Consider the following 19,803-nt stretch of genomic DNA (forward strand, 5'->3'; position numbering starts at 1 on the left):
GGCCCGGGAACGCCCGCCGCACGGCCGCCCTCATTTACAGGGCCGGGAGGGCGTCTCACTATGGGAGCGCTCCCAGCCAACTGACGTTCTGGAGATGATCGCTAGTGAGACTCCACAGCGGCCCACGCCGATGGGCCGTGACCATGACCGCCGCGAGCGTCGCGGCCCTCGGGCTCGTCGTCGGCCAGACCACGGCCGCCAGCGCCGCGGTGAACTGCGACGTGACCTACTCCGCCAACTCGTGGACGAGCAGCCCCGGTCAGGGCGGTTTCACCGCGAACATCACGTTGAAGAACACCGGCGACCCGATCACCTCGTGGACGCTGGGCTTCGACTTCCCCGCCACCGGCCAGCAGTACACGCCCACCGGCTGGAGCGCCAACTGGACGCAGTCGGGCACCCACGTCACCGCGACGAACATGCCCTACAACGGCAGCCTGGCCACCGGCGCCTCCACCACCATGGGCTTCAACGGCACCTGGACGGGCAGCAACAACCCGCCCACCTCCTTCACCGTGAACGGCGTGACCTGCGGCGGCGTCACCCCCACCACCCCGGCGGTGGTCACCTCCGCCAGCTCGGTCGCGGTCAACGAGGGCGGCACCGCCTCCTTCACCGCCAAGCTGTCCTCCGCCCCCTCCTCGAACGTCACCGTCACCACCCAACGGACCAGCGGTGACAGCGACCTGACCGTCAGCGCGGGCGGCTCGCTCACCTTCACGCCCGCCAACTGGAACACCGCCCAGACGGTCACCCTGGCCGCCGCCCAGGACGCCGACACCACCGCGGGCACGGCGGCCTTCTCCGTCGGCGGCACCGGCGTCACCTCGGCCACCGTCAACGCGACCGAGGTGGACGACGACGCGGTCGTGGAGCAGGCGCTGCTCGTGACGCCCACGTCGGTGACCGTGCCCGAGGGCGGGACGGCGGCGTACACGGTCAAGCTGGCCGCGCAGCCGTCCGCGAACGTGACCGTCACCTCGACGGCGGGCAGCGGCGACGCCGACCTGACCGTCTCCGGCGGCGGCAGCCTCACCTTCACCACGGCCAACTGGAACACCGCCCAGACGGTGACCCTGGCCGCCGCCCAGGACGCCGACACGACCAACGGGACCCGTCCCTTCACGGTCGCCGCCACCGGCCTGACCAGCAAGACGGTCACCGCCACCGAGGCCGACGACGACGGCCAGCCGCCCACCGGCCACGTCGAGAACCCGTACGCCGGCGCGACCGGCTACGTGAACCCGCAGTGGAAGGCCAAGGCCGCGGCCGAGCCCGGCGGCGCCGCCGTCGCCAACACCTCCACCGCCGTGTGGCTGGACCGCATCGCGGCCATCGCCGGCTCCTCCTCGGCCATGGGCCTCCAGGCCCACCTGGACGAGGCCGTGGCCCAGGACGCGCTCAACGGCTCGGCCCCGCTGACCGTGCAGTTCGTCATCTACGACCTGCCCAACCGCGACTGCTCGGCGCTGGCCTCCAACGGCGAGCTGCTGATGGCCGAGAACGGTTTCAACCGCTACAAGGCCGAGTACATCGACGTGATCGCGAACATCCTGCGCGACCCCAAGTACGCCAACCTGCGCATCGTCACGATCATCGAGCCCGACTCGCTGCCCAACCTGATCACCAACACCGGCAACTTCCCGAAGTGCGCCGAGGCCAACGGGCCCGGCGGCTACGTGGACGGCGTCCGGTACGCGCTCAACAAGCTGCACGCCATCACCAACGTCTACACCTACGTGGACGCCGCCCACCACGCCTGGCTCGGCTGGGACTCGAACTTCGGCCCCGCCGTGAACCTCTTCTACAACATGGCCGCGGGCACCACGGCCGGCGTGGACAGCGTGGACGGCTTCATCGTCAACACCGCCAACTACTCCGCCACCAAGGAGCCGTACTTCACGATCAACACCCTGGTGAACGGCCAGACCGTCCGCCAGTCCAAGTGGATCGACTGGAACTACTACGTGGACGAGTCCACCTTCGCCACGGCTCTGCGCACCGCGCTGGTCAACAAGGGCTTCAAGTCCGGGCTCGGCATGCTGGTCGACACCTCGCGCAACGGCTGGGGCGGCACCGCCCGTCCGGGCGGCGCGAGCACCTCGACGGACGTGAACACCTTCGTCAACCAGTCACGCGTCGACCGGCGCATCCACGCCGGCAACTGGTGCAACCAGAGCGGCGCGGGCCTCGGCGCCCGGCCGACGGCCAGCCCCGAGGCCGGTTTCGACGCCTACGTCTGGATCAAGCCGCCGGGCGAGTCCGACGGCGCCAGCACCGACATCCCGAACGACGAGGGCAAGAAGTTCGACCGGATGTGCGACCCGACCTACACCGGCAACAACCTCAACGGCAACAACATGTCGGGCGCCCTCGGCGGCGCCCCGCTGTCCGGCCAGTGGTTCTCCGCCCAGTTCCAGGAGCTGGTCAGGAACGCCTACCCGCCGGTCAGCTAGCTCACCGAGCCGGCCGGGGGCTCCGGGGCCCCCGGCCGCCGGACGAGGGGCCCGCCTGACCCGGGCCCCTCGTCCGGTGAAGGAACCCGGGACCCTTCCCCTCGACCGGCGCGACTCGTCCGGGCGCGGGTCAGCGGCTCTCGCGCCACTCCGACACGACGCGATCGACGTCGAAGGGCATCAGGTTGAGCGGCGGCCCCGGCAGGCCCTTCCTGATCGCCTCGCGGATCTTCTCGTTGACCTCTTCGAGGATCTGCCGCACCTCGGTCTCGGACCGGGCCCCGCGGGCCTGCCGCAGCGCCTCCTCGGCCTCCTTGCGCAGCGCCAGCGTCGGGGGCAGCGGCATGGACAGCCCCTCGCTCTCCAGCTTCTGCTTGATCCACCACATCTCGTCGTGCCGCCGGTCGAGGCCGGGCAGCGGCTTGCCCGCGCCCGGCAGGTCGTCGAACTCCCCACGCTCGGCCGCCTCGCGGATCTGACGGTCGATCCAGCTCTCGAACGGCATGCCCACCGGCTTGCGGTCGGTCACGGACGCGGCTCCTCTCACGCCAGGTTGTGGCTCGGCGCGACCGGCCCGCGCCAGCCGAGCACGGCCTCGGTCATGCGCACGGACGCCACCGTCGCGGCGACGTCGTGCACCCGCAGGATCCGGGCGCCCTTGAGGATGGAGACGACGTTCGCGGCGATCGTCCCCTCCTTGCGCTCACCCTGCGGGCGGTCGATGGTCTCGCCGATGAAGTCCTTGTTCGACAGCGCGACCAGGGTGGGATAGCCGATGGCGGTGATCTCCTCCAGCCGCCGGGTCAGCTCCAGGGAGTGGAAGGTGTTCTTGTTCAGGTCGTGGCCCGGGTCGATGATGATCCGGTCGGGGGCGATGCCCGCCTTGAGCGCGAAGGCGACCCGCTCGCGCAGGAAGCCGGCGACCTCGGCGACGACGTCGTCGTAACTCGGGCGGAAGACCCGCCGGCCGGGCCCGCCGAGGCTGTGGGTGACGACCACGCTGGCGCCGGTCTCGGCCGCGACCTCGGCCAGGCCGGGCTCGCGCAGGCCGTTGGTGTCGTTGATGACGTCGGCACCGGCCTCGACGGCCGCCCTGGCGACCTCGGGGCGGTGGGTGTCGACCGAGATGACGGCGTCGGTCGCGGCCCTGACCTCGGCGATCACCGGGACCACCCGCTCGATCTCCTCCTCGACGCCGATCGCGGCCTGGGCGGCGCTGAAGGCGAACCCGCCGATGTCCACCCAGTCGGCGCCCTCCTCGACGGCCCGCGCGCAGGCCGCGACCGCGCGGTCGAGCTCGTAGGTGCGCCCCTGGTCGTGGAAGGAGTTGGGGGTCCTGTTGACGATGGCCATGATGGCGATCTGGCGTTCGAAATCGAACTCCCGCCGCCCGATGCGGCGGACCGGAGAGATGATCTCGGGGGGATTGTTTCCGCCGCTCACGTAGTGGCCCCTTCCGTCTCCTGCCGAGCCTACCCGGGGCCGTGGCAGGGCGGTCGGGCGCGCCCGCGCTCAGACCTGGAAGTGCCCGGACGGCCCGCCGCCGCCGGTGACCCGGATGCGCTTCATGGAGCTCGGGGAGACCGACGCGTGCGGCAGGCGCATGGTGAGCCGGACCGTGGTGCCGTCCGGGCCGGTGCGGACGTCCACCACGTCGCACAACCGCCGGATCAGGTAGATGCCACGACCGGTGTAGGAGAGGCTGGACGGCCGGACGTCCCCGTCGAGGTACGCCTGCGGGATGCCCGTCCCCTTGTCCGTCGTCTCCGCGCGGATGACGCCGTCGACCGTCCACAACGTCAGATGCCCGCGCCCGCCCGCGTGCTCCACGGCGTTGACCACGCTCTCGTGCACGGCGAGCACGAAGTCGTCGAGCCGCCCGTCGCGCAGCCCGCTGCTCTCCGCCTGCTCGGCGACCGCCCGGCGCAGCTTGGTGACGTCGTGGAGGGTGAAGACCTGGGTCAGGAGAAGGGCCATGGCGCTCCTTCGTGTCGTCACGACACACAGGCCACGCCTCTGGACCTTGCGTAGAGAACCGTCCCCTTCCCCGGCCAGGCGGGCTTACACCTCCGGATCAGGGGTGGGCGCCGACCCCCGTGGCCAGCTCCTTGACCCGGCCCAGCGGGCCGCCGTCGGGGGCGAGCGGCGGTGTCTCCATGCCGGCGCCGTCGTGCAGGCCGTCCAGCAGCTCGCGCATGGCGTCCCAGGAGGAGTGCCGCGGCCGCCAGCCCAGGACGTCCCTGGCCCTGTCGGTCTTCATGACGGGAATGCGCAGGGCCAGTTCGAGCAGGCCGGGCGAGGCGGGCACCAGCCGCAGGTGCCAGCCGGCCGACATCAGCGTCCTGGCCAGCCAGGGCGTGACCGGTATCGTCCGCGTGCCGAGGAGCTTGGCCAGGTCGGCGGGGTCGAGCACGGGTTCTGCGGCCAGGTTGAAGGCCCCCGACACCGTCCTGGTCACCGCCAGCCGGTACGCCTCGGCCGCGTCGTCGGCGTGCAGCACCTGGAGCCGCAGTCCGGGCACGTCGGGCACGAACGGAATGCGGCCGGGCCGGATCAGCCGGCGCGGCAGGAACGGCCCGGCGAACAGGCGGCGCTGCTCGGTGGCCGCCGCCCGCTGGAAGATGAACCCCGGCCGCATCCGCACCACGCGGATCGCCGGGTGGTCGTGCTCGAAGACGTCGAGCACCCGCTCGACGTACGCCTTCTCCCGGCCGTACGCGGCGCCCGGCCAGCCGTGCGTGGGCCAGCTCTCGTCCACCGGCCGGTCCTTGGGGCCCGGCGAGTACGCGCCGACCGAGGAGGCGTGGACCAGCGCGGGCACCCCCGCCTCGGCCACCGCGCGGAACACCCGCATGCTGCCCAGCACGTTCGCCCGCCAGGTCACGGCCGGATCCCTGGTGGGCTGGAACAGCCACGCGAGGTGCACGACGGCGTCGGCGCCCTCGAAGATGCGGGACAGGTCGCCGGTGGCGACGTCGGCCTGCCGCCACTCGGTGCGGTCGATGCGCCATCCCGGCAGCCGGCGGGCCACGCCCACGATCGACGTCACGTTGTCATCCGCGGCGAGCGCGCGTACGACGCTCGTGCCGACATTGCCGGTAGCCCCGACCACCACGACTCTCATGCCGCACCGCTGCCCGCGCTCCGGAGGGTGAAACCCCTGGTCAGGGCTGTAGCACGATCTTTATCGCACCGTTCGCCTTCTTCTGGAACATCTCGTACGCCTGCGGCGCCTCCTCCAGCCGCATGCGGTGGGTGGTCAGGTCCATGACGCCGAGCGGGTCGGAGTCGTCGGTGACCAGCGGCATGAGCCGGTTGACCCACCGCCGCACGTGGGCCTGGCCCATCCGCAGCGTGACGCCCTTGTCGAACATGCGCAGCATCGGCATCGGGTCGGTCATGCCGCCGTAGACGCCGATGACGGAGATGACGCCGCCCCGGCGGACGGTGTCGATGGCCTGGTTGAGCGCGGCCAGCCGGTCGACGCCCGCGTGGGACATCAGCGGCGCGGCCACCACGTCGGGCAGCAGCCCGGTGAGCGTCTGGGCGATCTTGGCGGCCGGGGAGCCGTGCGCCTCCATGCCGACGGCGTCGATCACCGAGTCGGTGCCGCGCCCGGAGGTGAGCTCGCGGATCGCCCCGGGCACGTCGGAGGTCTCGCTGCCGTCCACGACCTCGATGCCGTGGCGGCGGGCCATCTCCAGGCGTTCGGTGACGCCGTCCACGCCGATCACGCGGTGGCCGAGGTGGCGGGCGATGCGGGCGCACATCTGGCCGATGGGGCCGAGGCCGAAGACGGTGACGCTGCCGCCGTCCGGGATCTCCGCGTAGTCCACGGCCTGCCAGGCGGTCGGCAGCACGTCGGACAGGAACAGGAACCGCTCGTCCGGCGGGCCGTCGGGCACCTTGATCGGGCCGAACTGGGCCTCGGGCACGCGCAGGTACTCGGCCTGGCCGCCGGGCACCTGGCCGTACAGCCTGGTGTAGCCGAACAGCGCGGCGCCCATGCCCTGCTCCTTGACCTGGGTGGTCTCGCACTGCGCGTACAGCTCCAGGCCGCACATGTGGCAGTGGCCGCAGGAGATGTTGAACGGGATGACGACGCGGTCGCCGGGTTTGATGTCGGTGACGGCGGCTCCGACGGCCTCGACGACGCCCATGGGCTCGTGGCCGAGGATGTCGCCCTCGGCCATGAAGGGCCCGAGCACCTCGTACAGGTGCAGGTCGGAGCCGCAGATGCCGGAACTGGTCACCCTGATCACCGCGTCGTTGGGCTCCTTGATGGCCGGGTCGGGGACCTCCTCGACCCGTACGTCCCGCTTGCCGTGCCAGGTGACGGCCTTCATGACGCCTCCAGATGGGATTCGGACGGCACAAATCCCGCATACCCCCACATAGAGCTCCAAACGGTTTGCCCCATAACACGGTGATAGGGGTGTTTTGACACGACCACTCCTCGTATTCGGGCTCGTACCGTGCAGACACCCCCCTGTACGCGAGGAGACGTGCACATGCTCCCCAGGAAGACCGTGACGGCGGGCATCGCGATCGCCGTCACCATGATCAGCGTCCCGGCCCTGGCCTTCGCGGCGAAGGGCGCCACGGCCCAGGACGAGACCCCCTACTCCATCGCCCGCAGCAACGCCGAAGCCGTCGCCGACCCCCCGCAGGGCCTGGTCGACGCCATGAGCCGGGACCTCGGCATCACCGGCCGGCAGGCCGAGGCCCGCCTGGTCAACGAGGCCGCCGCGGCCGGCCTCGAACCCACCCTGCGCGCCCAGTTAGGCGCCTCCTACGCCGGCTCCTGGGTGACCGGCCCCACCTCCACCCCGATCACCGCCACCACCGACCCGGCGCAGGTGGCCGCCATCGCCAAGGCCGGTGTGCAGGCCCGCGTGGTGGCCCGCTCGCTGAGCAGCCTCGACGGGGTCAAGGCCAGGCTGGACGCCGCGTCGGCCAAGGCCCCGAAGACCGCCCCCGTCTGGTACGTGGACGTCGTCAACAACACCGTCGTCGTCCTCAGCTCCGACCCCGCCAAGGCCGCCGCCTGGGTGAGGGCCAGCGGCGCGGACGCCTCCGCCGTCCAGGTCGTGCGCTCGGCCGAGAAGCCCACGCTGTTCTACGACGTCCGCGGCGGCGACGCCTACTACATCGGCTCCGGCACCCGCTGCTCCGTCGGCTTCTCGGTGACCAAGGCCGGCTCGCAGGGCGGCTTCGTCAGCGCCGGCCACTGCGGCACCGCCGGGTCCAGCACGTCCGGCTCCAACCGGGTCGCCATGGGCACGTTCCGCGGCTCGTCCTTCCCGGGCAACGACTACTCCTGGGTCGAGGTCAACGGCCAGTGGACCCCGACCGGCGTGGTGTACGGCTACAGCGCCGGCATCCTGCCCGTCCGCGGCTCGACCGTGGCCCAGGTGGGCTCGGCCGTCTGCCGCGCCGGATCGACCACCGGCTACCACTGCGGCTCGGTCCAGCAGCTCAACACCAGCGTCACCTACCAGGAGGGCACCGTCTCCGGCGTGACGCGGACCAACGTCTGCGCCGAGCCCGGCGACTCCGGCGGCTCGTTCATCTCCGGCGACCAGGCCCAGGGCGTGACGTCGGGCGGCTCGGGCAACTGCAGCTCCGGCGGCACGACGTACTTCCAGCCGGTCAACGAGATCCTGTCCGCCTACGGCCTGACCCTCGCCACCCAGGGCGGCGGCCCCGGCCCGACCAGCACGCCGACCGTCACCCCGACCAACAACCCGGGCGGCACGTGGGCCGCGGGCACGACGTACGCGGCCGGCGCGACGGTGACGTACGGCGGCTCGACCTACCGCTGCCTCCAGGGGCACACCGCCCAGCCCGGCTGGGAGCCGCCGAACGTGCCGGCCCTCTGGCAGCGCGTCTGAGCCTCTAGACGTCCAGGGCGGAGATACCCCCTCACGACCTGGACCGCGCGGCCGGGCGATGTCCCACTCCTCCGTCAGGGACATCGCCCGGCCCATGCGCTTGCCACGACCGTCAGGACGCGTCCGCGGCCAGCCGCAGGGCCTCCTCGACCAGCGTCTCCACGATCCGCGACTCGGGGACGGTGCGGACCACCTCGCCCCTGACGAAGATCTGCCCCTTGCCGTTGCCCGAGGCCACGCCCAGGTCCGCCTCCCTGGCCTCGCCCGGCCCGTTGACCACGCAGCCCATCACCGCCACCCGCAGCGGATGGGGGAACCCGTCGAGCGCCGCGGTGACCCGTTCGGCCAGCCCGTACACGTCGACCTGGGCCCGCCCGCACGACGGGCAGGAGACGATCTCCAGCCTGCGCCGCCGCAGCCCCAGCGACTCCAGGATGCCGATCCCGACCTTGACCTCCTCCACCGGCGGCGCCGACAGCGAGACGCGGATCGTGTCGCCGATGCCCTCGTCGAGCAGGATCCCGAACGCCACCGCCGACTTGATCGTGCCCTGCATGAGCGGCCCTGCCTCGGTGACGCCGAGGTGCAGCGGGTAGTCGCAGCTGCGGGCCAGCATCCGGTAGGCCGCCGTCATCACCTGCGGGTCGTGGTGCTTGACGGAGAGCTTGATGTCGCGGAAGCCGTGCTCCTCGAACAGCGAGCACTCCCACAGCGCCGACTCCACCAGCGCGGCCGGCGTGGCCCTGCCGTGCTTGGCCAGCAGCCGGGGGTCGAGCGAACCGGCGTTCACCCCGATGCGGATCGACACCCCCGCGCCGGCCGCGGCCCGCGCGATCTCACCCACCTTGTCATCGAACTTCTTGATGTTCCCGGGATTGACCCGGACCGCCGCGCACCCCGCCTCGATGGCGGCGAAGACGTACCGCGGCTGGAAGTGGATGTCGGCGACGACCGGGATCTGCGACTTGCGCGCGATCTCCGGCAGCGCGTCGGCGTCGTCCTGGGTCGGCACCGCGACGCGGACGATCTGGCAGCCCGCCGCCGTCAGCTCGGCGATCTGCTGCAACGTGGCGTTGACGTCGGCCGTCACCGTCGTCGTCATCGACTGCACCGAGACGGGCGCGTCGCCCCCCACCGGCACGGACCCCACCATGACCTGCCTGGACGCCCTGCGCGCCCGATGTCGCACCGGCAGTCCGAGATCTACAGCGGCCACCTGTCCAGCTCCCTTCGAACGGTGTGCGCGATGCCCTGACCGGTGAGCCCGGCCTCGGCGAGCAGCCCGGCCCGGCTCCCGTGCGCGACGAACTCGCGCGGCAAGCCGAGGTTGACGATGTGCTGCCGGGGCCCGCACTCCTGCCGGAGCAGGGCGCCGGCCCCGCAGGCGGCCAGGCCGTCCTCGACGGTCACCACCAGCCGGGCGGCCCCGGCCGGCCCGCGCAGACCGGCCGGGACCGGGATCACCCAGCGGGGGTCGACCACGGTCACGCCGATCCCGGCGGCCGACAACATGGCCGCCGCGCCCAGGCACGGCCCGGCCATCGGCCCGACCGCCACCAGCAGCACGTCGGGACCGCCCGCGAAGAGCACGTCGACGTCGCCGAGCCGCCCCACGCGCGGCAGCTCGGGACCGGCGGCCGCCTTGGGGAAGCGCAGCGCGGTGGGCCCGGGGTGCTCGACCGCCTCCTCCAGCAGCTCGCACAGCCGGCGGACGTCGCGCGGCGCGGCCACCCGCATGCCGGGCACCATGGCCAGCGCCGCCAGGTCCCACATGCCGTGGTGGCTGGGCCCGTCGGGGCCGGTGAGCCCGGCCCGGTCGAGCACGAGCGTCACCGGCAGCCGGTGCAGGGCGACGTCCATCAGCACCTGGTCGAGGGCGCGCCCGAGGAACGTCGCGTAGACGGCGACCACGGGGTGCAGGCCCGCCATGGCCATGCCCGCCGCCGAGGCCAGCGCGTGCTGCTCGGCGATGCCGACGTCGAACATGCGGCCGGGGAAGCGCCGCCCGAAGCAGGCCAGCCCGGTCGGCCCCGGCATCGCGGCGGTGACGGCCACCAGGTCGTCGCGGCGCTCGCCGAGCACGCACAGGTGGCGGGCGAACGCGTCGGTCCAGGTGGCGGCGCCGGCCGCGAGGGGGCGGCCGGTGGCCGGATCGGTGGCCGGGATCGCGTGCAGGTGCTCGTCGTGGTCGCGCTCGGCCGGGTCGTAGCCGCGGCCCTTGCGGGTGACGCAGTGGACCACGACGGGGGCGCGCAGCTCGCGGGCGGCGCGCAGGACCGCTTCGAGCGCGGCGATGTCGTGGCCGTCGACCGGGCCCAGGTAGCGCAGGCCGAGCTGCTCGAAGACGGTCACGTCGGCGGCCGTGCGCAGGCGGGCGAGGTGGTCGGCGATGCCGCCGTGGGTGGGGGCGTAGGAGCGGCCGTTGTCGTTGAGCACGACGACGACCGGCCGGTGGCGGGCGGCGCCCAGGTTGTTGAGCGCCTCCCAGGCCGGTCCGCCGGTGAGCGCGCCGTCGCCGACCACGGCGACCACCGCCCGGCCGGCGTCGCCGGTCAGCAGGCGCGCCTTGGCCAGCCCGTCGGCGTAGGCGAGCGCGGCGGAGGCGTGGGAGTTGTCGACGTGGTCGTGCACGGACTCCTCCCGGCTCGGATAGCCGCTGAGGCCGCCGCGGCAGCGCAGGGCGTCGAAGGCGTCGCGCCGCCCGGTCAGGATCTTGTGGACGTACGCCTGGTGCCCGGTGTCGAAGACGATGGCGTCGCCGGGCGAGTCGAAGACGCGGTGGAGGGCGATCGTGAGCTCGACGACGCCGAGATTGGAGCCGAGGTGCCCGCCGCGGGCGCTCACCTTCTCGACCAGGAAGTCGCGGATCTCGCGGGCGAGGCCGGGCAGCAGCTCGGCGGGCAGGGCGCGCAGGTCTTGGGGAGTGGAAACGTACGGCAACAGGGTCGTCATGACATCCCCTGACGGTGTTGCGGTGAGCCAAAAGAATAGTTGAAAGCCCCAAGACACTTTACACGCTCTGTATTCAAGTAGTAACTATTGGTAGTGCGTCCCGACCAGAAGGAGCCGAGCGGATGCCGGTGAGCTTCACTCAGCACTACCTCGGATCACGGATCGAGCGACGCCTCGCCGACTTCCTTGAGACATGGCGTTCGCCTGTCTCCGATCCCGACGTGCAGACGGCCTACCGGCTGCTGACCGAGTTCATCCTCGGCGGCGGCAAACGCATCCGCCCCCTGCTGTGCTACTGGGGCTGGCGGGGCGCGGGCGGCGCCGACTGCGACGAGATCGTCAGCGCCGCGGCGGCCCTGGAGCTGTGCCACGCCGGGCTGCTCATCCACGACGACATCATGGACGGCAGCGAGCTGCGCCGGGGCCGGGCGACCATCCACCGCAACCTCGCCGACCTCCACGACGGCCCGTCCGCGGAGGCGTTCGGGCACGCGGGCGGCATCCTGCTCGGCACGCTCAGCCTGGCCTGGTCCGACACCCTGCTGTCGTCGTGCGGCGTCGAGCCCGTCCGCCTGCGCGCCGCCCACCACCTCTTCGACGCCATGCGCACCGAGGTCATCAGCGGCCAGTACCTCGACATCCTCGCCCAGCTCCGCGCCGGCGCGAGCGTGCCGGAGGCGCTCACGGTGATCCGCTACAAGACGGCCAAGTACACCGTCGAGCGGCCGTTGCAGATCGGCGGCGCCCTGGCCGGCGCCGCACCCGAGCTGCTCGACGCCTTCTCCCGGTTCGGCGTGCCGCTCGGCGAGGCGTTCCAGCTGCGCGACGACGTGCTGGGCACGTTCGGGTCGGCGGCCGAGACCGGCAAGTCGGCGCTCGACGACCTGCGCGAGGGCAAACACACGGTGCTGATCGCGCACGCCATGGCGCACGCCTCGCCCGCGCAGCTCGGCTACCTGCGCGCCTGGCACGGCAACCCGGCGCTCACCGAGGAGCAGGCCGTCGGGCTGCGCACCATCCTCATCGACACCGGCGCGCTCGACCAGGTCGAGTCGATGATCGACGAACGCGTGGGCGAGGCCACGGCCGCCCTGGCCCGGGCGCCGATCGGGCCCGAGGCCGGCAGTGCGCTGTCCGTCCTGGCCGACCAGCTCGCGCACCGTACCAAGTAGGGGGCTCTCCGATGGGACGCGTACTGCTCGCGGCCCCGCGCGGTTACTGCGCGGGCGTCGAACGGGCCATCTTCTCCGTGGAGGAGGCGCTGCGGCGCTTCGGGCCACCGGTCTACGTGCGCAAGCAGATCGTGCACAACACGTTCGTGGTGGCCGACCTCACCGAGCGCGGGGCGGTCTTCGTCGACGAGCTCGACGAGGTGCCGGACGGCGCGCTGGTGATCTTCTCGGCCCACGGCGTCTCCCCCGCGGTCCGGCAGGAGGCCGGGGGCCGCGGCCTGCGCACGATCGACGCCACCTGCCCCCTGGTCACCAAGGTGCACAAGGAGGCGGTGCGGCTGGCCGAGGCCGGCCACGAGATCGTGCTCATCGGCCACGCCGAGCACGAGGAGGTCGAGGGCACCCTCGGCGAGGCGCCAGGCCGCATCCACGTCGTCGATCCGGCCAGGCCCCACGAGGTCACCGCGAGCGGCGCGGCGCGCATGACCTGGCTGTCGCAGACCACCCTCTCGGTCGACGAGACCATGGGCGCCGTCGCCGAGCTGCGCGACCGTTTCCCCCAGCTGGCCGACCCGCCGAGCGACGACATCTGCTACGCCAGCCAGAACCGCCAGGAGGCGATCACCCGCATCGCCCCCCGCTGCGACCTGGTCATCGTCGTCGGCTCGGCCAACTCCTCCAACTCCCGGCGGCTGGTCGAGGTCGCGCTGCACGCCGGCGCCCCCGCCGCCCACCTGGTCGACCGGGCCGCCGACGCCGACCCGCGATGGCTCGGCGGCGTCGGCACGGTCGGGGTCAGCTCCGGCGCGTCCGTACCCGACGTGCTGGTCGAGGACCTGCTCGGCTGGCTCGCCGGCCACGGCTACACCGACGTGGAGCCCGTGACCGTGACCGAGGAGACGCTCACCTTCTCCCTCCCCCTGGAACTCCGTTCCTCCCGCAACCCCGGCTAGACCCCACACCGAGATTGGCGGTGCACCATGACAGAAACCACCGACTCCAGCGCGCCCTTGAACGGCAACGGGCAGCTCAGCCTCAGTACCGAGGCCGCCAAACAGCTCGCGACCACCACCAAGACGCCCCCGCAGATGCAGGAGATCACCTCCAGGTGGCTGCTGCGGCTGCTGCCGTGGGTGCAGTGCTCCGGTGGCGTGTTCCGGGTCAACAGGCGCCTGACGTACACGCTCGGCGACGGGCGCATCACGTTCTCCACGACCGGCTCCGACGTGCGGGTCATCCCGGCCGAGCTGACCGAGCTGCCCATGCTGCGCGGCTTCGACGACATGGAGGTGCTCGAAGCGCTGGCCGACCGCTTCCAGCAGCGCGAGGTCGAGCCGGGCGAGGCCATCGTCAGGGAGGACGACCCGGCCGACCAGCTCGTGCTGATCGCCCACGGCCGGGTCGGCAAGGTCGGGCAGGGCGCCTACGGCGACGAGCAGAACCTCGGCGTCCTGGCCGACGGCGACCACCTCGGCGAGCAGGCGCTGACCGGCGGCGGCACGTACGACTTCACCGCCACGGCCAAGACGCACACCACCGTGCTCACCCTGTCCAGGCAGACCTTCGAGCAGCTGGCCGAGCAGTCACCGTCGCTGCGCGAGCACATCCAGAGCCGGCAGGCGGCCGGCGACCACGCCCAGAACGCCTACGGCGAGGCCGCGATCGACATGTCCTCCGGCCACTCCGGCGAGGTCGCGCTGCCCGGCACGTTCGTGGACTACGAGCAGTCCCCCCGCGAGTACGAGCTGAGCGTCGCCCAGACGGTCCTGCGGGTGCACAGCCGGGTCTCCGACCTGTACAACCAGCCGATGAGCCAGCTCGACCAGCAGCTCCGCCTCACGATCGAGGCCCTGCGCGAGCGCCAGGAGCACGAGCTGATCAACAACCGGGAGTTCGGCCTGCTGCACAACGCCGACTTCAGCCAGCGCATCCGCACCCGTTCCGGCCCGCCCACGCCCGACGACCTCGACGACCTGCTGGCCGTCGTCTGGAAGGAGCCGGCCTTCTTCCTCGCGCACCCGCAGGCCATCGCCGCGTTCGGCAGGGAGTGCAGCAAGCGCGGCCTCTACCCGCAGGCCAGCGAGGTCAACGGCCACCGCATCCCGGCCTGGCGCGGCGTGCCGATCTTCCCGTGCAGCAAGATCCCGGTCACCGGCAAGCGCACCACGTCGTTCCTGCTCATGCGTACGGGCCAGGAGAACCAGGGCGTCGTCGGCCTGCACCAGACCGGCATCCCCGACGAGTACCAGCCCAGCCTGTCGGTGCGCTTCATGAACATCAACGAGAAGGCGATCATCTCCTACCTGGTCAGCGCCTACTACTCGGCCGCCGTCCTGGTGCCCGACGCGCTCGGCGTCCTGGAGGACGTCGAGCTCGGCAGGAACGGCTAGCAGCCCCTTCGTCCGTCCGGTCCAAGAATTGGTGGTGTTTGTGTTGACGGAGTCGGATCAGCGGCTGAGCCTGGATACCGCCGCGGCGCGGAAACTCGCCACGACGACCAAGACGCCTCCGCAGATGCAGGAGATCTCCTCCCGCTGGTTGCTGCGGATGCTTCCGTGGGTGGACACCGCCGGCACCTATCGGGTGAACCGGCGGCTCACCTACATGGTCGGCGGTGGCCGGGTGAGCTTCTCGCGCACCGGCGCCCGGGTGCGGGTGGTGCCGCCGAGCCTGACCGAGCTGCCGCCGCTGCACGGGCTCGACGACGCCCGTCTGCTCGACACCCTCGCGGGGCTGTTCGAGCAGCGGGAGTACGCCCGCGGCGACACGATCGCGCGGGCCGGACGGCCGGCAGACGAGATCATCCTGGTCGCCGACGGCCGGGTCACCCGGTTCCAGCCGGGCGACTACGGCAACCGCCTGGTGCTCGGCACCCTCGGCGAGGGCGACCACGCCGGGACCGAACCGCCGGGCGAGCGGGCCGTACGGCACGACACGCTGGAGGCCGGCACCAGGTGCACGGTGCTGGCGCTGCCGTGGGAGGAGCTGCGCGCGCTGGCCGAGAGCACGCCCGCCCTGCGCGACCGGCTCGACCGCCACCGCGCCCGGCGGGCGGCCCCCCAGACCAAGCACGGCGAGGCGGCCATCGAGCTGTCGGCCGGCCACCGGGGCGAGCACACGCTGCCGGGCACGTTCGTTGACTACGACCCGGGCCCGCGCGAGTACGAGCTCAGCGTCTCGCAGACCGTGCTGCGCGTGCACACCCGGGTCGCGGACCTGTTCGGCGACCCGATGGACCAGACCGAGCAGCAGCTCAGGCTCACCGTCCAGGCGGTGCGCGAGTCGCAGGAGCGCGAGCTGGTCAACAACCGCGACTTCGGCCTGCTGCACAACGTCGACCCGAGCCAGCGCATCCGCACGCTGACCGGTCCGCCCACCCCCGACGACCTGGACGACCTGGTCAGCCGGCGCAAGAAGTCGCGGTTCTTCCTGGCCCACCCGCGGGCGATCGCGGCCTTCGGCCGGCAGTGCAGCGCGCGGGGCGTCTATCCCGACACCGCCGAGATCGAGGGCGTGCCCGTGCAGTCGTGGCGCGGGGTGCCCATCCTGCCGTGCGACAAGATTCCGATCAGCCGGGCGGGCACCACCTCGATCCTGTGCATGCGCACCGGCGAGAAGGACCAGGGCGTCGTGGGCCTGTTCCAGACCGGCGTGCCCGACGAGCGGGAGCCGGGGCTCAGCGTGAAGCTCACCGGCATCGACCGGAGGGCCGTCATGTCGTACCTGGTCAGCGCCTACTACTCGTGCGCGGTGCTGGTGCCCGACGCGCTCGGGGTGCTGGAGGACGTGGAGGTCGCGAGCTGATGGCTCAGCCGTTCGAACTGCCCGACTTCTACATGCCGTACCCGGCGCGGCTCAACCCGCATCTGGAGGAGGCCCGTACGCACTCCAAGCTGTGGGCGCGCGAGATGGGCATGCTGGAGGGATCGGGCGTCTGGGAGGAGGCCGACCTCGACGGCCACGACTACTCCCTGATGTGCGCCTACACCCACCCCGACTGCGACGGCGCCGAGCTGTGCCTGATCACCGACTGGTACGTCTGGGTGTTCTTCTTCGACGACCACTTCCTCGATGTCTTCAAGCGCTCCGGCGACATCCAGGGCGGCAAGCGGCACCTCGACCGGCTTCCCCGGTTCATGCCGATGGGCGCCGACCTGTCCATGCCGGAGCCGGCCAACCCGGTCGAGGCGGGCCTGGCCGACCTGTGGCTGCGCACGGTGCCGGGCATGTCGGCCGACTGGCGGCGGCGGTTCGCCGAGAGCACCCGCCACCTGCTCAACGAGTCGATCTGGGAGCTGTCCAACATCAACGAGGGCCGGATCGCCAACCCGGTCGAGTACATCGAGATGCGCCGCAAGGTGGGCGGCGCGCCCTGGTCGGCGGGGCTGGTCGAGCACGCGGTGCGGGCCGAGATCCCCGCCCGGCTGGCCGACACCAGGCCGCTGCGGGTGCTGAAGGACAGCTTCTCCGACGCCGTGCACCTGCGCAACGACCTGTTCTCCTACGAGCGCGAGGTCAGGGACGAGGGCGAGCTGAGCAACGGCGTGCTGGTGCTGGAGACGTTCCTCGGGTGCACGACGCAGGAGGCCGCCGACGCCGTCAACGACCTGCTCACCTCGCGCATGCAGCAGTTCGAGCACACCGCGCTGGGCGAGCTGGGCCCGCTGTTCGTCGAGCACGCCGTCGATCCGCTGTCGGCGATGGGCGTGCTGGCCTACGTCAAGGGGCTGCAGGACTGGCAGTCCGGCGGGCACGAGTGGCACCTGCGGTCGAGCCGCTACATGAACAAGGGCGCGAAGACGGCCCGGCCGCTCGGCGCGAAGTCGCTGGTCGCCGGCACGGGGGCCAAGCGGCTGCGCAACTTCGCCCACACCGGGCGGCAGCGCGTCGGCCCCTCGCAGATCCCCGAGCTGTACGTGCCCTTCGAGCTGCGCCTGTCCCCCCACCTCGACGGGGCCCGGCGCAACGCGGTGACCTGGTGCGCGTCCATGGGCCTGCTGGAGGCCCAGCCGGGCGTCGTGGGCTCGGCGGTCTGGGACGCCGAGAAGCTGGCCGACTACGACCTGCCGTTGTGCGCGGCGGGCCTGCATCCCGACGCCACCCCCGAGGAGCTGGACCTGGCCTCGCACTGGCTGTGCTGGGGCACCTACGGCGACGACTACTTCCCCGTCGTCTTCGGCCGGTCGGGCAACCTGGCGGCGGCCAAGGTCACGGTGTCCAGGCTCGCGGCGTTCATGCCGCTGGACGGCACGCCAGCGCCGCCGCCCGTGAGCGCGCTCGAACGCGGCCTGGCCGACCTGTGGGCGCGTACGGCGGGGCCGATGCCGGCCGGCGCCCGCGCGCAGCTGCGGCGGTCGGTCGTGACGATGTGCGAGGGCTGGCTCTGGGAGCTGGGCAACGAGGCGGCCCGGCACATCCCCGACCCGGTGGACTACCTGGAGATGCGCCGGCTCACCTTCGGCTCGGAGCTGACGATGAGCCTGTGCCGGCTGCGGCACGCGTACGCGCTGCCCGAGGCGCTGTACGAGAGCGGCCCGATGCGGGCGCTGGAGAACGCGGTCATGGACTGCGGGATGTTGCTGAACGACATCTTCTCGTACCAGAAGGAGATCGAGTTCGAGGGCGAGCTGCACAACTGCGTCCTGGTGGTCCAGAACTTCTTCGACTGCGACTACCCGGCCGCGCTCGGCATCGTCAACGACCTGCTGACCTCGCGGATGAAGCAGTTCCAGCACATCGCCGCGCACGAGCTGCCGATCCTGTGCGACGACCTCGGGCTCGACTGCGCGGCGCGGCAGACGCTCGACGCGTTCCTGGCCGACTGCCGCCATTGGCTGACCGGCATTCTCAACTGGCACCGCGGCTGTCTCCGCTACGACGAGCCGTCCCTGCGCCGGCACCACCGGCCGCCGGCCTTCCGGCTGTCCGGCCCCCACGGGCTCGGCACCTCGGCGGCGACCCTGTTCTACAGCGGCACGTCGTACGGGCGCGGGGCGTAGAACCAGCCCATCATGCGCAGCAGACGTCGCAGGTGCGGCGTGACGTTGCGCAGCCGGATCCACCGTTCGTCCGGGGGCAGCGCGGGCAGCGCCAGCACCCGCAGCCCGGACAGGTCGACGAAGGTCAGCTCGCCGGTGTCGACCACGATGTACGTGCTGCCCCCGCGCGAGTCGGACAGCGTGCTGGCGAGCGCGGGGCTGTTGGTGACGTCGACCTCGCCGGACAGGGCGACGGCCGGGGCTCCGGGGACGACCCGCAGCGTGATGCTGAGCTGCCCGTCCTGATAGAGCAGCCGCTCTTCGAGATCGTTCACGACGTGCGCACCCCCCAACAGCTATGGACAGGGGGTTGCCGGTGGGATGACCGTCAAGCTTCCTCCCGGCCGTGGTGGCCGCCCTGAGGAGGTCGCGGTTCCTTCGCCGCGCTGACGATTAACCCGAAACCAGATTACACGAAGTATGTTTCGCTATGTAATGTTCAGGAGAAAATGACCGAATTGCAGCCGAATAATGAAGGGTTGCACCGGTCTCTGCAGACGCACGAAGCCGGCCCAGCACGCAGGGCTGGGCCGGCTTCGGACCGTCCTCTCGGCGGGGCCCGCACGCGTCCCGCCGCGGCCGATCCGGGGGCGTTCGGCAAGGTGCCGCCACGAGGGGTCGTGGCTGCCGGAACGCCTTCGGGTCAGCCTGACGGGCGCGCGGACGGACCGCCGCCGGTCAGCGGTCTCAGTTGTTGTCGCCGTAGTTGCTCTGGGCGTCCAGGACGTTGAGCTCGATGTCCTGGAGGTGCAGGGCGGTGAGGACGTCGATGTACTTGACGGAGTCGTTGAGGACGTCGTTGGCCAGCGTCAGGTCGTCCAGGATGGACAGCTGGCTCAGGATGGCCTTGCCGCCGTTGTAGGCGTTGGGGCCGACGTCGGCCGAGGCGCTCGTGGCGGTGAACCCGAACAGCGCGCCGGCGATGGCTGCACCGGTGAGAATGCGACGCATCATTTTTTACTTCCCTTTCATCGGAATCGGCGCAGCGGTGCGCGTCATCATTTATTACCCCGCCTCCCGAGTGGCAGGAATTTCGCGAATAACGATCTCGTGGGGCTGCGGTGGGCCGCAAGGAAAATATGCTAAGCCAAAGTCAAGTACCCGCACTTATTCCTTGGCCGTCGATCGGGCGAAAGACATCCCGAAATGCCCCGAAATAATGTGACTCGTCGGGCACGGCGGGTTGTTTTATCCCCATACTCCCGGAGCAGGTAATCGGGAGAAGTCGCTTGAAACGCCGTGCCGTAACGGCGGCGCGGCCGGCCACGCGGGGGTGCCGAATATGCCATGA

16 protein-coding genes are annotated in these 19,803 nt (G+C 71.6%); 7 read left to right on the forward strand and 9 right to left on the reverse strand.

Annotated features, from left to right (window positions below; genetic code table 11):
• Positions 1–143 precede the first annotated feature (143 nt).
• On the forward strand, positions 144–2,456 hold the full coding sequence (locus ACIBQ6_RS14405) for a glycoside hydrolase family 6 protein (protein ID WP_397212285.1): 2,313 nt from the start codon (positions 144–146) through the stop codon (positions 2,454–2,456).
• 130 nt (positions 2,457–2,586) lie between these two features.
• Here ACIBQ6_RS14405 and ACIBQ6_RS14410 read toward each other — a convergent pair whose 3' ends face one another.
• From ACIBQ6_RS14410 to ACIBQ6_RS14430, 5 genes are all read right to left on the reverse strand, one after another.
• A complete protein-coding gene (locus tag ACIBQ6_RS14410) occupies positions 2,587–2,985 on the reverse strand; it encodes a DUF1992 domain-containing protein (protein ID WP_358291661.1) in 399 nt (132 codons plus the stop codon).
• 14 nt (positions 2,986–2,999) lie between these two features.
• Positions 3,000–3,899, reverse strand: coding sequence for a dihydropteroate synthase (gene folP / locus ACIBQ6_RS14415; protein ID WP_352323007.1), 900 nt, complete (start codon positions 3,897–3,899; stop codon positions 3,000–3,002).
• A gap of 69 nt (positions 3,900–3,968) precedes the next feature.
• Positions 3,969–4,433, reverse strand: a complete 465-nt coding sequence (locus ACIBQ6_RS14420) for an ATP-binding protein (protein WP_397212287.1) — start codon at positions 4,431–4,433, stop codon at positions 3,969–3,971.
• Positions 4,434–4,530: 97 nt separating this feature from the next.
• Entirely contained in the window at positions 4,531–5,580 is a 1,050-nt protein-coding gene (locus ACIBQ6_RS14425) for an NAD-dependent epimerase/dehydratase family protein (protein ID WP_358291658.1), read from the reverse strand.
• A 40-nt stretch (positions 5,581–5,620) separates the two neighbouring features.
• Positions 5,621–6,802 carry a zinc-dependent alcohol dehydrogenase gene (locus ACIBQ6_RS14430; RefSeq protein ID WP_397212289.1) on the reverse strand — a complete coding sequence of 394 codons (1,182 nt, stop codon included), beginning with the start codon at positions 6,800–6,802 and terminating at the stop codon, positions 5,621–5,623.
• Between the two features lie 165 nt (positions 6,803–6,967).
• Here ACIBQ6_RS14430 and ACIBQ6_RS14435 point away from each other — a divergent pair, with 165 nt between their 5' ends.
• Positions 6,968–8,350, forward strand: a complete 1,383-nt coding sequence (locus ACIBQ6_RS14435) for a carbohydrate-binding protein (RefSeq protein WP_397212291.1) — start codon at positions 6,968–6,970, stop codon at positions 8,348–8,350.
• Positions 8,351–8,462: 112 nt separating this feature from the next.
• Here ACIBQ6_RS14435 and ispG read toward each other — a convergent pair whose 3' ends face one another.
• Together ispG and ACIBQ6_RS14445 are read right to left on the reverse strand one after the other, a co-directional pair.
• Positions 8,463–9,566, reverse strand: coding sequence for a flavodoxin-dependent (E)-4-hydroxy-3-methylbut-2-enyl-diphosphate synthase (ispG, locus tag ACIBQ6_RS14440; RefSeq protein ID WP_397212293.1), 1,104 nt, complete (start codon positions 9,564–9,566; stop codon positions 8,463–8,465).
• On the reverse strand, positions 9,554–11,302 hold the full coding sequence (locus ACIBQ6_RS14445; RefSeq protein WP_397212295.1) for a 1-deoxy-D-xylulose-5-phosphate synthase: 1,749 nt from the start codon (positions 11,300–11,302) through the stop codon (positions 9,554–9,556). The genes ispG and ACIBQ6_RS14445 overlap by 13 nt, the downstream gene beginning before the upstream one ends.
• A 128-nt stretch (positions 11,303–11,430) precedes the next feature.
• On the opposite strand from ACIBQ6_RS14445, the gene ACIBQ6_RS14450 reads away from it, so the two are divergent.
• Genes ACIBQ6_RS14450 through ACIBQ6_RS14470 form a run of 5 tightly spaced genes read left to right on the forward strand, consistent with a single transcriptional unit; the run spans position 11,431 to position 18,473 of the window.
• Positions 11,431–12,474, forward strand: a complete 1,044-nt coding sequence (locus ACIBQ6_RS14450) for a polyprenyl synthetase family protein (protein WP_358291648.1) — start codon at positions 11,431–11,433, stop codon at positions 12,472–12,474.
• Between the two features lie 11 nt (positions 12,475–12,485).
• Positions 12,486–13,427 carry a 4-hydroxy-3-methylbut-2-enyl diphosphate reductase gene (locus ACIBQ6_RS14455; protein ID WP_358291646.1) on the forward strand — a complete coding sequence of 314 codons (942 nt, stop codon included), beginning with the start codon at positions 12,486–12,488 and terminating at the stop codon, positions 13,425–13,427.
• 27 nt (positions 13,428–13,454) lie between these two features.
• Complete coding sequence (locus ACIBQ6_RS14460; RefSeq protein WP_397212298.1) at positions 13,455–14,864, forward strand: family 2B encapsulin nanocompartment shell protein; 1,410 nt, start codon at positions 13,455–13,457, stop codon at positions 14,862–14,864.
• Between the two features lie 43 nt (positions 14,865–14,907).
• The gene (locus ACIBQ6_RS14465) at positions 14,908–16,278 is read left to right on the forward strand and encodes a family 2B encapsulin nanocompartment shell protein (RefSeq protein WP_397212300.1); all 1,371 of its coding nucleotides are present in this window, start codon (positions 14,908–14,910) and stop codon (positions 16,276–16,278) included.
• Positions 16,278–18,473: a germacradienol/geosmin synthase gene (locus tag ACIBQ6_RS14470; protein ID WP_397212302.1), complete on the forward strand. Its 2,196-nt coding sequence runs from the start codon at positions 16,278–16,280 to the stop codon at positions 18,471–18,473. The genes ACIBQ6_RS14465 and ACIBQ6_RS14470 overlap by 1 nt, the downstream gene beginning before the upstream one ends.
• On the opposite strand, the gene ACIBQ6_RS14475 is transcribed toward ACIBQ6_RS14470, so the two are convergent.
• Positions 18,440–18,787, reverse strand: a complete 348-nt coding sequence (locus tag ACIBQ6_RS14475; protein ID WP_358291638.1) for an STAS domain-containing protein — start codon at positions 18,785–18,787, stop codon at positions 18,440–18,442. The genes ACIBQ6_RS14470 and ACIBQ6_RS14475 overlap by 34 nt on opposite strands.
• Before the next feature lie 412 nt (positions 18,788–19,199).
• Entirely contained in the window at positions 19,200–19,466 is a 267-nt protein-coding gene (locus ACIBQ6_RS14480) for a hypothetical protein (RefSeq protein ID WP_352322994.1), read from the reverse strand.
• Between the last annotated feature and the right edge of the window lie 337 nt (positions 19,467–19,803).

It is taken from the genome of Nonomuraea sp. NPDC049655, assembly GCF_044465465.1.
Lineage (GTDB): Bacteria > Actinomycetota > Actinomycetes > Streptosporangiales > Streptosporangiaceae > Nonomuraea.